At 66.9% G+C, this 13640-nt stretch carries 12 protein-coding genes; 5 read left to right on the forward strand and 7 right to left on the reverse strand.

Annotated elements, in window-relative coordinates; translation table 11 throughout:
• Together IEY58_RS00475 and IEY58_RS00480 are read right to left on the reverse strand one after the other, a co-directional pair.
• Complete coding sequence (locus IEY58_RS00475) at positions 1-2223, reverse strand: GumC family protein (RefSeq protein ID WP_189041302.1); 2223 nt, start codon at positions 2221-2223, stop codon at positions 1-3.
• Positions 2224-2322: 99 nt separating this feature from the next.
• Positions 2323-2703: a hypothetical protein gene (locus IEY58_RS00480; protein WP_189041304.1), complete on the reverse strand. Its 381-nt coding sequence runs from the start codon at positions 2701-2703 to the stop codon at positions 2323-2325.
• Between the two features lie 188 nt (positions 2704-2891).
• Between IEY58_RS00480 and IEY58_RS00485 the strand changes: the two genes are divergently transcribed.
• On the forward strand, positions 2892-4229 hold the full coding sequence (locus IEY58_RS00485) for a hypothetical protein (protein ID WP_189041306.1): 1338 nt from the start codon (positions 2892-2894) through the stop codon (positions 4227-4229).
• Here IEY58_RS00485 and IEY58_RS34555 read toward each other — a convergent pair.
• The 3 genes from IEY58_RS34555 to IEY58_RS00495 form a co-directional block, all read right to left on the reverse strand.
• Positions 4180-4311 (reverse strand): hypothetical protein, encoded by a 132-nt coding sequence (locus IEY58_RS34555; RefSeq protein ID WP_268237539.1) that lies wholly within the window; start codon positions 4309-4311, stop codon positions 4180-4182. The two genes, IEY58_RS00485 and IEY58_RS34555, sit on opposite strands and share 50 nt — an antisense overlap.
• A gap of 129 nt (positions 4312-4440) precedes the next feature.
• Positions 4441-5604 (reverse strand): acyltransferase family protein, encoded by a 1164-nt coding sequence (locus tag IEY58_RS00490; RefSeq protein ID WP_189041308.1) that lies wholly within the window; start codon positions 5602-5604, stop codon positions 4441-4443.
• On the reverse strand, positions 5604-6575 hold the full coding sequence (locus tag IEY58_RS00495) for a glycosyltransferase family 2 protein (protein ID WP_189041310.1): 972 nt from the start codon (positions 6573-6575) through the stop codon (positions 5604-5606). The genes IEY58_RS00490 and IEY58_RS00495 overlap by 1 nt, the downstream gene beginning before the upstream one ends.
• Positions 6576-6874: 299 nt before the next feature.
• On the opposite strand from IEY58_RS00495, the gene IEY58_RS00500 reads away from it, so the two are divergent.
• Both IEY58_RS00500 and IEY58_RS00505 read left to right on the forward strand, forming a co-directional pair.
• Entirely contained in the window at positions 6875-7819 is a 945-nt protein-coding gene (locus IEY58_RS00500) for a hypothetical protein (protein ID WP_189041312.1), read from the forward strand.
• 13 nt (positions 7820-7832) lie between these two features.
• Entirely contained in the window at positions 7833-9026 is a 1194-nt protein-coding gene (locus tag IEY58_RS00505; RefSeq protein ID WP_189041313.1) for a glycosyltransferase family 4 protein, read from the forward strand.
• Positions 9027-9226: 200 nt separating this feature from the next.
• On the opposite strand, the gene IEY58_RS00510 is transcribed toward IEY58_RS00505, so the two are convergent.
• Positions 9227-9823 (reverse strand): polysaccharide biosynthesis/export family protein, encoded by a 597-nt coding sequence (locus tag IEY58_RS00510; protein ID WP_189041315.1) that lies wholly within the window; start codon positions 9821-9823, stop codon positions 9227-9229.
• A 25-nt stretch (positions 9824-9848) separates the two neighbouring features.
• Positions 9849-11126: an outer membrane beta-barrel protein gene (locus tag IEY58_RS00515; protein WP_189041317.1), complete on the reverse strand. Its 1278-nt coding sequence runs from the start codon at positions 11124-11126 to the stop codon at positions 9849-9851.
• Positions 11127-11663: 537 nt separating this feature from the next.
• Between IEY58_RS00515 and IEY58_RS00520 the strand changes: the two genes are divergently transcribed.
• Positions 11664-12401, forward strand: coding sequence for a sugar transferase (locus tag IEY58_RS00520; protein ID WP_229743386.1), 738 nt, complete (start codon positions 11664-11666; stop codon positions 12399-12401).
• A 13-nt stretch (positions 12402-12414) separates the two neighbouring features.
• Positions 12415-13596, forward strand: a complete 1182-nt coding sequence (locus IEY58_RS00525) for a glycosyltransferase (protein ID WP_189041321.1) — start codon at positions 12415-12417, stop codon at positions 13594-13596.
• The last annotated feature ends 44 nt before the right edge of the window (positions 13597-13640 follow it).

The following is a 13640-nucleotide window of genomic DNA, read 5'->3' on the forward strand; positions in this document are numbered from 1 at the left end:
TTACCGGCTGTAGCCGGAATAGACGTCCTGGCCCGTCGCCTTCTCGACCTTGGTCAGGATGATGCCGGTCGGCATGTCCGGATCGAGCGCCAGGCGGCGCAGCGCCTCACGCACCAGGCGCTGGCGCGTACGCTTCCACGACACGATGAGCGCCACCGCGTCGACCGAGCGGGCGAGCAGCATGGCGTCCGGCACGCGCATGACCGGCGGGGAGTCGATGACGATATAGTCGTACTCCCGCCGCGCATCGCGCAGCACCGCGCCCAGCCCGTCGGACTCGAGCATCGGCGCCAGCCGGTCGGTGTCTTCGGTCGCCGTCAGGTAGTTGAGGCCCGTCAGGTCGTCGACGCCGACCCAGTCGCGCCAGCCGGCCGGATCGTCGAGGAAGCTCGGCTGCCCCGGCCGCGACGGCGGCGGCAGCACCGTCTCGAGCGTCGGACGGCGGAAATCGCACTCGACCAGCAGTACGCGGCAGCCATCGCGCGCGGCGAGCCGCGCGAAGGACAGCGCGAACGAGGTCTTGCCCTCGCCCGGCACGGCGGAGCTCACCAGGATCGTCTTCAGCGACCGCCCCTCGGACGCCCAGCGGAGCTTCGCCCGGAAGGCGCGCAGCGTCTCGGCGACCGGCGAGGTCGGGTTGTCGACGACATAGCGGTGCGGCAGGCGCTTGCGGCCGAGGTTGCGCACCATGGGCAGGGCTGCGAGGCCCGGCAGGCCGGTCACGGTGCGGACCTGCTCCAGGCTCTCGAAGCCATGGTCGAGCTGGGCATAGAGAATGGAGCCTGCGATCGCGATCAGGCTGCCGGCGAAGGCCGCGAGCAGCGCCATGAGCGTGATCTTCGGGCTCGATGGATGCAGCGGCACCTCGGCGGACGAGATCATGCGGGCGTTGGCCTGCTGGATGTCCTGCGGCTTCGCCGTCTGCGCCACGCGCAGCATGAACTCGTCATAGACCTTGCGCTTGCTCTGGGCGTCGTCGTTCAGCCGCTGCAGCTGGTCCTGGGCCGCCGAGCTGGCGGTCGCCTTGGCGTTGAGCGTGGCGATCTGCTGGACCAGGCTCGACTCACGCGCCCGGGTCACGTCGACCTGGCCCCTGAGCGAGCTCACGACCTTGTCGATTTCCCGGTTGATCGCCGACTGCAGGCCGGCGACCTGCTGGTTGGCGGCCTTGAGGTCGGGATGGTTCGGGCCGACGCGGCTGCGCAAGTCGGACTGGTTGCGCGCGGCTTCCGCCTCCTGCGCGCGCAGCGCCTGGATGACCGGCGATGCCAGGACGTTGCTATTGGCGGCGACGCCGCCCTGCTTGGCGGCGATCGCCTGGTTGTATTGCGCTTCGGCCGCTGCCCGGTCGGCCCGCGCGGTCGCGAGCTGGCCATTGAGCTCGGCCACCTGCTGGCCGGCGACGGTGCCCTGCGGCGTGACCAAGAGGCCGGTCTTGTTGGTGAAGTCCTGGACCTTCTGCTCGGACTCGAGCATCTGCTTGCGCAGTTCCTCGCCGCGTACGTCGAGCGACTGGTTCGCCTCGATCGTTGCGGCCCGGTTTTCCGAGACGTACTGGTCGAGATATGTGCGGATGAGCGTGTTGACGACCTGGGCCGAGATCTCGGGCGTCTCGCTCTTGTAGGTGATCGAGATGACGTAGTCGCGGCCGTCGTTCACCAGGTCGAGATTTTTCGTGAGCGTATACAGCACGCCTTCATGGATCGCGGCCTGCGGATCGCCCACCTGCTTCTGCGGCCCGCGCATCAGCCCCTGGATGAACGGGATGGGGTTGAGCCGGGCCAGGAGGCTGTCGTCCTCGGGCTTCAGCGTCGGATTGAACTCCGGCACCTGGTCGAGGTGCAGCTTGTCGGCGACGGCGTTCAGCACCTGCCGCGAGCTCATGACTGCCATCTCGCTGCGGACGAGCGCCTGGTCGCCGGTCGGCGTGACGAGCGTCTCGAGCTCCGGGATCGACATCTTGCGGGTCGCGACCACCACGGCGCCGTCGGCGGTGTATTTCGGCGTCAGCTGCTTGGCGACCAGCACAGTTACCGCCATCGCCGCAAGGGCCGTCGCGCAAATGACCCAGCGCCGACGCCACAAGAGGGCGCCCATGCCGAGGATCGTCGTGGTTTCGATCGCGGGCGGCGCGAAGCTGTCGAGCGCCGGATGCTCAATCAGGGCGCCGCGGCGATAAATCGGGGCCGATGGCAGCCCGCTGCCGCTGGTGGCGTCGGTCATACGCGAGATCCTATCTCAACATCGGCGGAGGGCCTTGCCCAGGCCCAAATACTACGCCGACATGGTGGTGCTAGTCACCTCGCGTAAACGATCGAACTCCTAATTCGTTGCACTGCACACAATAAGAATTATTGCCCCGGCCGCAAACACGCCGCCGCAGAGCAGCGCCTTGAACGCGCCGCGCAGGACGCGGGTCATGCCGGTGACACCCTCGAGCGCGCGGCGGTCAGCCGAACGGGTCTCGCGGCCCATGAGCAAAACCATGTAGAACGAGAAGCCGAAGATCGTGTAGCTGTCGCGGATGTCGATCGGATGGCGGCCGATCGGCCGCGTGCCGAAGGCGCGCTTCAACGCCATGAACTGGCTCGCCGTAAAGGACCCGGCGATCGAGGGGCCGACGCGATTGGCAAGAATCTTGAAGAACGGGTCGACGTCGTCGGCCTGCGGCATCAAGATCTCGGCTTCGGTCTCCGCGGACATGCTGCTGGCTCCCGTGGCGCGATTTAACCGGCCACGTTCAAGAAGAAACTTTTTGACGGACCCCGTTTCCGGCACGCCTCCGCGCGCACCGCCTGAAGTCCGCCGGCGGAACAAATTCGAGCGGGCGATGGAGCGACTTTGGCCTCAAAACCGTTGACAAGGGCTTAAGCAGACGAGAGCGAATTTCGATGGATACAACGCTAGGATCGGTGGGGATCGAGCGCCGATGGCGCGGCACGGCGACGCGGCAGGGCACGATCGTCTCGAGCGTGCTCGCGGCGATGCTGAGTTCGTGCCTGTTCCTGACGCGTTTCGCGCTGACGGTCGGCAAAAGCGAATTGTCGCTGGCGCTTGTCGTCGTGCTGTGCGGCACGGCGCTCCTGGTCTTGACCGGCTCGATCCGGATCAGCCCGAGCCGCCTCGGGCTCTTCGGCGTGGCGGCGGCGACGCTGCTGCTGTCGGTGATGCTGAGCGGCGGCAGCCAGCCGTCCTACATGTCGTTCGCCAATCTGCTGCTGCTCTATGCCTGCTGGATCTTCGTGGTGCCGGACGACCGGCAGTTCGCCATGGTGATCACCACCGTTCGGCGCATGCTGCTCATCATCGCGATCGCCGGCATCCTGCAGTTCTTCGCCCAGGTCGGGATCCACTCGCAGACGCTGTTCAACTGGGACGTCCTGCCGCGCGCGGTGATCAGCCATGGCTTCAACTACGTCATCCCGGCGCCGGGGCTGGGCGGGCTCAACAAGTCGAACGGCTTCTTTCTGCTCGAGCCGTCGAGCCTGTCGCAGATGATGGCGATCGCCATCATTCTCGAGCTCGAATTCTATCGCGTGTCCTGGCGGATCGGCGTGCTGGCCGCAGCCCTGGCGCTTGCCCTTTCCGGCACGGGTCTCGTGCTGTTCTGCGCGATCGTGCCGCTGTTGCTGCTGCGCCGGGGCTTTGGCGGCGTGCTGCTGGTGGCGGTGCCGGCCGTCATCCTGCTGGGCTTGATCGTGGCCGGGCCCAAGCTCGCGCTGCTGCTCGACCGCGTGCAGGAGTTCCACTCGGACCAGTCGAGCGGCTTCGCGCGCTTCCTGTCGCCGTTCTTCCTGTTCAGCGACTTCCTCTATCCGCACCTGCAGACGACGCTGTTCGGCATGGGGCCGGGCGCGATCGAAACCTTCACGAACAAGACGGCCTACCTGATCCACGACCCGACCTGGGGCAAGCTCATCTTCGAATACGGCTTCCTCGGCGCCGTGCCCCTCTCGATCTTTGTCGGATATTGCTTCTTTGCCGGCGCGCGCTCGGTCTGGCTCGCAAGCGCGCTGTTCGTCAATTACCTGCTGCTCGGCGGCAACCTGGTCGATGCCCGACTGCAGGCGATGATCCTGGCCCTGGTCGTCCTGCAGAACCGGCCGCGCGACGTCCGCGGGGCCACCGTCCGGTCGGTGATGCCTGGTGCGCCCATGCCCCGCGCGCCCATGCCGGGCGTCAGAACTGCAGCGCCAGGCTCACATAGTCCGGTGCGCAGGGTCCGCTGAGCTTGAGCGAGCCGTCCCGGCTCGCGCAGCCGGCGACTACGGCCAGTGCGAAGAGCAGGCCCGCGATCCGCAGCAACCCCATGGCAGCCTCCGCCGAAATCCTTCAGCCGACATAGGGAAGTGGCGCCGCCGCCTGCTGCGGTCAATAGGGGCTGCGGTTAATGAGGGCTGCGGAGGGACGCCGCTCTTGGCCCGTGTATCGTCGGTCCGGTCAGGCGTCCGCCGGCAGGGTGCGGCTCTGGCTGCGCCGGTCGATGAGGCCCTTGGCGAGCGCGGCGAGCCGGTGATAGTGCCGCTCGAACAGGAACCAGAAGACCCAGGCACCGACGTTCGCGATCACCAGGATTTCGACGAAGGTGCCGACGTCGTGGTGCGTGGGCGAGGGCCGGTGCACGGCGAACCACATCAGCACCGTGTAGTGGATGAGGTAGAGCGAATAGCTGTAGTCGGCGATCCGGTCGATCGCCCGGCTGACGAAGCGCGGCACCGTGACCGGCGCCACGCCCAGCAGGAAGAAGCCGCCGAACAGGATGCCGGCCGTGAAGACCGCGAACTGCAGGTCGTAGATCCGCGTGTCGGTCACGAACGCCCGGCCGGCGAGCAGCATCGCCGACAGCAGGATCCCGACCGTGAGGAACCAGGCCCAGCGACCGCGGCCCGGCAGCGCCTGCGGCCCGCCGCGCCGCATCAGCCGGTCCTGCGCCCAGGCAGCGGCAGCGCCGGTCGCCCAGACGAAGCTCAGGCACTGGCCGACGCCGCCCATGGCGTTGTAGATCGGCACGATGCCGACCAAGGCCAGGATCAGGAGGTCGCGCACGGCGAGGCGCCGGAGCCGCGTCACGAAGAAGGCGAGATAGCCGAAGGTGAGATAGATCCACCATTCGATCGCCACGGTCCAGAACGGCCGGCCCGAGCCGAACGCCTCGATGAACCAGGGCCGATCGGGGCTGCCAAGCCTGCGCAGGATCTGGAACACCGGGAATTCCTGCAGCATCACCAGGTTGCCGAGCCACTGCAGCGGCGTCGAGCTTGCCGCATAGGGATAAGCCGGCAGGTCGTGCATCAGGCTGTCGACCAGCGCCACCAGCACCAGCGCCGGCAGGTAGGCCGAGAAGATGCGGCAGAACCGGTCGATCACGTAATGGCCGAAGCGATAGTCGGACCGGTCGCGCTTCTGCCGTACGCTGAGCGCAATGAGAAAGCCCGAGAGCAGAAAGAACACGAGCACGCCGAACTGCTCCCAGCGGCCGCCGCGGTCGTGGCCGGCGAGGAAATAGGCCGTGCTGTGGCCGACGAGGACGATCTGGGCGGCGAGCGCGCGGACCAGATTGAGATAATCGACCTGGCAGGGCGCCAGCTTGACGGAGTGGGCCATCAGGAACGGTGGGCTGCAGGGTGGGCCGCGAGCAGGCTGCGCAGCGCGCGGCGGATCGCCTTGCCGGGCCTGAGCGCCGAGGCGAGAGCCAAGTAGGCGTAAGCCGTGGTCTTGCGCCCGCCGACGAGTGCAGTGGTCGAGCGCCGGTAAAGCCCGTCCGACATGAGCTGCGCCCGCAAGGCCAAGCGCTCGCCGATCGGCCGGCGCCGCTCGTGCTCGAGGAACGCGTCATAGCTGAGCGTTGGCCGGCCGTCCCGTGCCGCATAGAAATTATGATAGGTCCAGCGCACGCTCATGAACTGCCGGGTCGCCGTGCGCGCCGAGATCGCGCCCGCATGGACGCGGTAGTGCAGCAGGATCTCCGGCTGGATCAGGATCGGCGCGCCGGTCGCCAGCATGCGTGCGAACAGGTCGACGTCCTCGGCAGGTTCGGCCGCCGAATTGTAGCCGCCGAGGTCGACGGCCGCCCGCCGGCGGAAGATCATGCTCGGGTGCAGGAAGCTCAAAGGCTCGCGCGCCTCGATGAAGCGGGTGAGTTCGTCGCGCGTGCGCGGCAGCGGCATGCGGCTCCCATGGCTGCACCCGTCGGTATCGATGATCTCGTAATAGCTGCCCGCCGCGATCAGGTCCGGGTTGGCCACGACGAAGGCCAATTGCCGCTCGAGCCGCTCGGGCAGCATCAGGTCGTCGCAATCGAGCCGGGCGATCCAGTCGGCCCGCGATGCCGCGATGCCGCGGTTCAGCGTGTCGGCGATGCCGGAGTTGGACTTGGCGATCGGACGGATGCGCGCATCGCGCTGGGCATAGTGCTGGATGATCCGGGCGCTGTCGTCGGTCGAGCCGTCGTCGACCAGGATCAGCTCGAAGTCGCCCAGCGTCTGGTCGAGCACGCTGTCGATCGAGGCGGCGAGATATGCGGCCCCGTTATAGATCGGCATCACGACGGAGACGCGTGGTGCGGCGGATGTCATAGGTCGGCTTCCAGCAGCAGAAACGGATGAAGGTGCGGCTGGTCAACGCCAGACCCTAGCCGAAGGGTCCCGAAATGTCGCCCGGCTTTTCATCGATTGCTCCCTAAATTCCACAAAAACGGGCGTGCGCTGCGGGAACGAACCGGTCACCACCTTGTTTGCGTGGCGCGTCTCGGGGAAATATGTCGATATTGCGCCGCACAAACGGCGTGCCGAACGTCTCAGAATCTTGCGCTTTGAGGATCTTGCCACTGCGGGCCGCACTCCGTGCCTCGCGCCGATCGCGAGGGGATTTCACGGTGCCAGCGAAGCTTCAGCCATCCGAGCAGCAACCGGGCAAACTGCTGATCGTCAGCTCGTCCGACACGAAGTTTTTCGGTCTGCTCAAGGACATGATCCTGTCGCTCGAGCGACTGGCGCGCCAGCCGGCGAGCCGGATCCCGGCTTACGCCCTAGGCATCGTCGACCTGGGTCTGTCGGACGAGGATCGCGCCTGGCTCGCCGAGCGGGATGCGATGATCGTGGCACCCCGGCCGCATATGGGCGCGGGCTCGCTCGACCGGCCGCTCGAGCTTGCGTTCCTGGTGCGGCCGTTCCTGCCGGAATATTTCCCCGGCTACGACATCTATTGCTGGATCGATTCCGACGTCTGGCTGCAGAACGAGGACGCAGTGCTGGGGCTCGTCGACGGGGCGGCCGAAGCGGGCATGGCGATCGCCCACGAGAACGAGCGCGCCTATCGCTTCCAGCGCTGGCTGTTTCTGTGGACGGCGAAGCATTTCGTCCTGGGATACGGCCCGTTCCGCGGCGCATGGCTCTTGACCCGGCCGCATCTCAACGCCGGCATGTTCGCGATCCGCGCCGGGGCACCGCATTGGGCGGCCTGGGCGCGACGCTACAAGGCCGCGATCGACAAGACCGGCAAGATCACGCCGCACGATCAGTTCGCGCTCAACCAGGCGATCTATCAGGACCGGCTGCCGACCCGCTTCCTCGATGCCAGCGCCAACTGGATCTGCGATCGCGGTGTGCCGATGTGGAACGACGAGGCCGGCGCCTTCTGCCGGCCTTACGCGCCCTATGAGACGATCTCGGCCTTGCATCTGGCCGGCCCGGGCAAGCGGACGGCCTATCGGATCGCACGCACCGGCGGCGGCTCGTTTACGACCATGATCCGGTATGGTGCCGCACCTGTGCCGGCGCCGGCGGCCGAACCGGCCGGCCTGTCGGTTGCGGCGCATTGAGGGGGCGGTCCGGATGCGCGTTGCCCTGATCGATCCGTCGCTCTTCACGCTGCCCTATGACGAACGGCTGGCCGAGGCGCTGCTGCGGCGCGGCCACCGGGTCGAGTTCTTCGGCAAGGCCCTGGGGCCGCGCGACGCGCCGCCGCAGAGCGTGCCGCTGCGCCAGCATTTCTATCGCGAGCTCAACACCCTCGGCGTCGACCACTGGCCTCGCGTGCCGGCAAAGCTCGCGAAAGGCTTCTTCCATGCGCGCGCCATGGCGTCGCTTGCCCGGCAGCTCGCGCGCGAACGGCCCGACGTCATCCATTTCCAATGGGTGCCGCTGCCGGTGGTCGACCGCCTGTTCCTCGGGCGCTTCGCCCGGGTGGCACCCCTCGTCATCACCTGCCACGATTCGCAGCCGTTCAACGCCAATCCGGGCGCTGCGGTGCAGCGGCTGGGGGCCACCACGATCCTGACGCGCTTCGACCGGGTCATCATCCACACCGAGCAGGCGCGGCCGCGGCTTGCCGCCTATGGCGTCGAGGCGCGACGGGTGCAGCGCATCGCGCATGGCTTCCTCGACGAATCGGCGCCGACGGCCCCACCGCCCGCGATCGAGGCGGGGCGTCCGGTGCGCTTCCTGCTGTTCGGCAAGATCAAGCCCTACAAGGGCATCGACCTGATGATCGAGGCCGTGAAGCGCCTCGCCCCGGAGACGCGGCGGCAGGTCGAAGTCCTGGTCATCGGCAAGCCCTACATGGACACGGCGCCGCTGGCCGCCGCCGCGGCCGGCATGCCCGAGATCCGCTTCGACTTCCGCTTCGTGCCGGACGAGGAGATGGCCCATCTGTTCCGCTGGGCCGACGTGCTGGCCTTTCCCTATCGCGAGATCGAGATGAGCGGGGTGCTGATGGCGGCGCTCAAGACGGCGCGTCCCATGGTCGCCTCCAACATCGGCGGCTTTGCGGAATTGCTCACCGATGGCGAGACCGGCTTCCTGGTGCCGCCGGGCGAGGTCGCAGGCCTTGCCCGGGCGATCCAGCGGTTGGTCGAGGAGCCCGAGACCCGCGCGCGCATGGCCGCGGGCCTGGTCGACCTCGTCCGCGCGATCCCGAGCTGGGACACGATCGCGGCCGAGACGGAAGGGCTTTACGCCGAAGCGATCGCCGAACGGCGCGCGGCCGAGGGCCGGCCGATCGGCGCGGCAGCCTCGCGGGCCCTCTAGTCGCGGGTCATTTGGCGGCGGTCGTCAGCCGCCAGCGTCGAGCCGCGTCCAGGCGAGCGTTTGGCCCGATGGGCAGGTAATCGGATTTAGATACGGGCGATCCAAGGTCGCGGTGCGACGCCGGCGGCGCCGCCCCCGGCAAGGCGGCGATCGCCTTGCCGGGGGCCGCGTGCGCGAAGGCTTCGCTGGCGCGCGCTCGCTCAGAACCAGCGTTCCGGCACGATCACCGTGTCGCCCGGCTCGATGCCGGTCGACTGATCGGCCGTATATTGCTGGTGCTGCGGATCGCCATGGCGGATCACGCGCAGGTCTTCCTTCTTGGCGCGGTAGGTGTAGCCGCCGGCGAGCGCCACGGCGTTGATGGCGCGCAGGTCGCCCGACCAGTCGTAGCTGCCGGGCTTCGCCACCTCGCCCACGACATAGACCGGCAGGTGATGCGTCACCACGACCGAGACGCTCGGGTTGACGACGATGCCGCCGCGGCCGAGCCGGTCGCGCAGCGCCCCTTCGGCCTGCATCGGCGTGAGGCCGGCGACCTTGGTGCGGCCGGCCAGCAGGACCGAGACTTCGCCGCTATCGTCGATCACTTGTTCGCCGGTCAATTGGTCCTGGCCGAACACGGTGATGGACACGGTGTCGCCGACATGGAGGAGGTTCGCATCGGTGGTCGCTTCCGGGGCGTTGGGCGGCGCCGTTTCGGCGCAGCCGGCGACCAGGCCTGCCAGCGCCAGGCCGAGCAGGGGGGCTCCGAAGCGGGGAGCGAAGCGGGCAGCTATGTTGGAGCCTGCGCGAGGCATGGTGTGGTTCCCTTCTGATCCGGCCTCAGAACTGCTTCTTGAAGGTCAGCATGAGGATGTTGTCGTTGAAGGTGCGGCTGGCATTGGACGTGAGGTTTTGGAACATGTAGTCGACGCCCACGATGAAGCCGCGGAGCGCCTCGTACTCCACGCGCCCGTCCGTCGAGATGATGTCGTAGCGGCGCGTGGATTTCTGCAGCGTGCGGGCATCGTAGCTCGCGGAGGCCTTGAGCAGCAGGTCGCGCTTCAGCTCATGGCTGACCGTCAGCGTCGTCATGTCGTGGACGTAGCCGGGGCTCTCCGCGAACAGATCCTCGAAATATTCGTGGGTGAACTTGATGTCGGCCTGCGTAAGGTCCGTCGGCGACCAGAGCAGGTCCAAGACCACGTCCGGCTTGTTGATCGTGCCGTAGCGCGGGTCGGCGTAATCCTGCGTCTGCCAGCCGCCGGTGATCGAGATCAGGAACAGGCTGTCGATATCGAACACGAAGCCCGCATCGCTGCGCACGCCGTTGCTGTCGCGGTGGAAGCCCGAGGCGTCGGTCTCGCGGCCGAAGGTGCGGCCGTCGGGGCGGATCTCCAGGAAGGCCTTCTGCTGGCCGAAGAACGTATGGTCGTACCGGACGTCGCCGAAGATCTCCTGGCGGTCGCGGTCGTTCGTGATGATCTGGCCCTGGGAGCCGAAGGACTGGTCGAAGATGCTCTGGTTGACGCCCATCGTGACGGTCACGAGGTTGCTGGACCCGTTGCCGAGAGCAACGCCGGTCTCACCGTCGTAGAGCAGGTAGGTCGCGGGCTGGAAGCCGTTGATCGTGTTCGGATCGCTGCGCGGCACGGACAGGCGCTGCACGCCGCCCTGTGCGAACAGGCTGACGTCCCGGCCGATCTGGTCCGAGAGGTTGAGGCGCGCGCCGCCCTGCCAATAATCCTCGTTCGGCAGCGTGATATAGCGGCGCTCCTGATAGTTCAGGTCGAGCAGCGCCCGGAAGCCGTCGTAGTGGTAGTCGCCGCTGATCCGCCCGCCGTAGTCGACGAAGCCGTCGCCTTTGACCCCGGTCTGCTGGGCGAAGACGTTGTCGTTGTATCCCAAATCTGCCACGGCGGATGCCTGGAACGACACGGCGCCGATCTGCGTTCCTGGGACCGAGGTGCGTCGGTCGAATCTGTCCTGCAGCAGCTCGTGCGGACGGACCTCGTCGGGTGGTGTGTTGATCGCCGGCTGGTCCGGCGTCGACTGTGCCGCCGCAGAGGGGCTGAGCGCCGTGGCAAGCAGGACCCAGAGGCTGGAGGCGACCAAGACCATCGCCTTGCCGGCCCTCCGATCGGTAGGTATCCGATCGGCAGGCCAGGGCCAGGACGAGGCAGCCGCCGGCATCTTCGGAACCGAGAGCAGCGAATGGGAGTTTTTTGAGTTTTTGCGGTGCAGCATCATCGGTCGGTGTCCAGCGGGGTTTCCTCGCATTGTTGACAATTTTACGTTTTTCTTCGCCGAAAATTCCATGGACCGCGAAAAAAACCGAAACGGCTTGGAAAATTTTCTGATAGAACTATGTTGCGTTGCAAAGACGACATGCGGTGCTCGTCGCTACCGAGGTACGCTTGCAGCGCTTAAAAGTTGCGGATACGATCCGTACATTCCCAATAATCGAGAAAAAAGCAACCCTGGGGCCGCTCGTGCCCTAAATTTGCTCCGAACGCGACTCCCGCACCTTCATTAGCATGCTGCGCATGCGAATGAGATTTCGAACTTGGTAGCGGGTATCTCTAGCCGATCCTGCAAGCATCTCCGCGAACATTTATCTGTGGATTTACTTGATCGGGGATCACGATGAAGTCATCGATGTCGAATTTGACTGCGCGCGCCGAGGGGCTCTCGGTCGCCGACCGGCCATCTTTCGGCACGGGCAGCTACGGAGCCGATTTCCGATCAAATCAGCCGGCCGACACGGCCCGAAAACCGCTGACGCCGGCTGATCGGACGAGCAAGCGCGTATTTGATCTCACGGCGAGCCTCATCCTCATCGTCCTCCTGGGGCCGCTGCTCGTGGCGCTGGCGCTGGCGGTCCGCTGTGACGGCGGCAATGCGCTGTTCGGCCATCGGCGAATCGGTATGGGCGGCCGGACCTTCCGCTGCTGGAAGTTCCGTTCGATGGTGCCGGATGCCGAGGTGGTGCTGGCCCGCACGCTCGCCAGCAGCCCGGCGGCCCGGGCTGAATGGGATCGCGATTTCAAGCTGCGCGACGACCCGCGGGTGACGCCGCTCGGCAAGTTCCTGCGCAAGTCGAGCCTCGACGAGCTGCCGCAGCTGTTCAACGTCGTGAAGGGCGAGATGAGCCTGGTCGGACCGCGCCCGATCGTGGCGGCCGAGGTCGAGCGCTACGGCACGGCGATCGACGATTATCACGCCTGCAAACCCGGCATCACCGGCCTGTGGCAGGTGAGCGGCCGTAACGACATCGACTATGCCGAACGCGTCGAGCTCGATCGGCGCTATGCCCGGACCTGGTCGCTCGGCGGCGACTTCATGATCCTTCTGCGCACGCTGGGCGCCGTCGCCCGGCGCAGTGGCGCCTACTGAGGAGCCCCGCGTCATGACCGCAGCCGCGATCCTGCTGGTGCTCTCGCTCCTCTTCCTGGGCCTGGCGGCGCATCCGTTCGTCTCCTATCCGATGAGCCTGCGCTTCGTGACGCGCGGCCGCGGCGCCCAGCGGCCCGATTCGTCGGCCCCTCCTTTGTCGACAGGGATGCGCCATCGTTTCGCGGTCTGCGTCTGCGCCTATAACGAGGCGGCCTGCATCGAGCGCAAGGTTGAGAACATGCTCGAGCTCAGGCAGACGGCGGGCGGCGATCTCGACATCCTGGTCTATGTCGACGGCTCGTCCGACCGCACGGCCGAACTGCTCGAGCCCTACGCTGACCGGATCACGCTCGTCGTCTCGCCGGAGCGGCGCGGCAAGACCTACGGCATGAACCTGCTGGTGAGCCGCACCAGTGCCGACGTCATCGTCTTCACCGACGCGAACGTGCGCATCGATCCGACCGCGATCGCGGCGATCGACCGGCGCTTTGCCGATCCTCAGGTCGGCTGCGTCTGCGGCCATCTCATCTATACCAACGGCGAGGAGACCGCGACCGCCGAGGTGGGCTCGCTCTATTGGCGGCTGGAAGAAACGATCAAGCGGCATGAGAGCGCGTTCGGCGCAGTCATGGGCGCCGACGGCTCGCTGTTCGCGATTCGTCGCAACCTGCACCGCGCCGTGCCGGCCAACCTGATCGACGACATGTTCGTGTCGCTCGGCATCCTGTGCGACGGCTACAAGGTCGTGACTGCGCCCGACGCGCTCGCCTACGAGGCATCCGTGACGTCGTCGAAGGAGGAATTCCGGCGCAAGGTGCGCATCGCCTGCCAGGCGTTCAATGTCCATCGCGAGCTGTGGCCGCGCCTGAAGCGGCTGCCGGCCGCCGTCGTCTATATGTATCTGTCGCACAAGCTCCTGCGCTGGGTGGCCGCGTTCAATCTGGCGCTCTCGGCGCTGTTCGCCGCGGCCGGCCTCTTCGTCATGGGCGTGCCGGCGGCGGCCCTGGCGCTGCTCGCAATTCTCGGGACGGGGATGCTCTGGGCCTCCATCCGCTTCCAGCTGCGGCCGCTGTCGTCGATCGCCGAGATCCTGGTGGCGCTGGCTGGCGCCTCGCTCGGCGTCATCCAGTCGCTGCGCGGGCATCAGTTCCAGACCTGGACCCCAGCCTCGTCGATCCGCCGGGTGGGCCATTGACGTTTGCTCGGCTGTCGCTTGGGCGGATCGCCCTGCGGCGGATC

The organism is Aliidongia dinghuensis (assembly GCF_014643535.1).
GTDB lineage: Bacteria > Pseudomonadota > Alphaproteobacteria > ATCC43930 > CGMCC-115725 > Aliidongia > Aliidongia dinghuensis.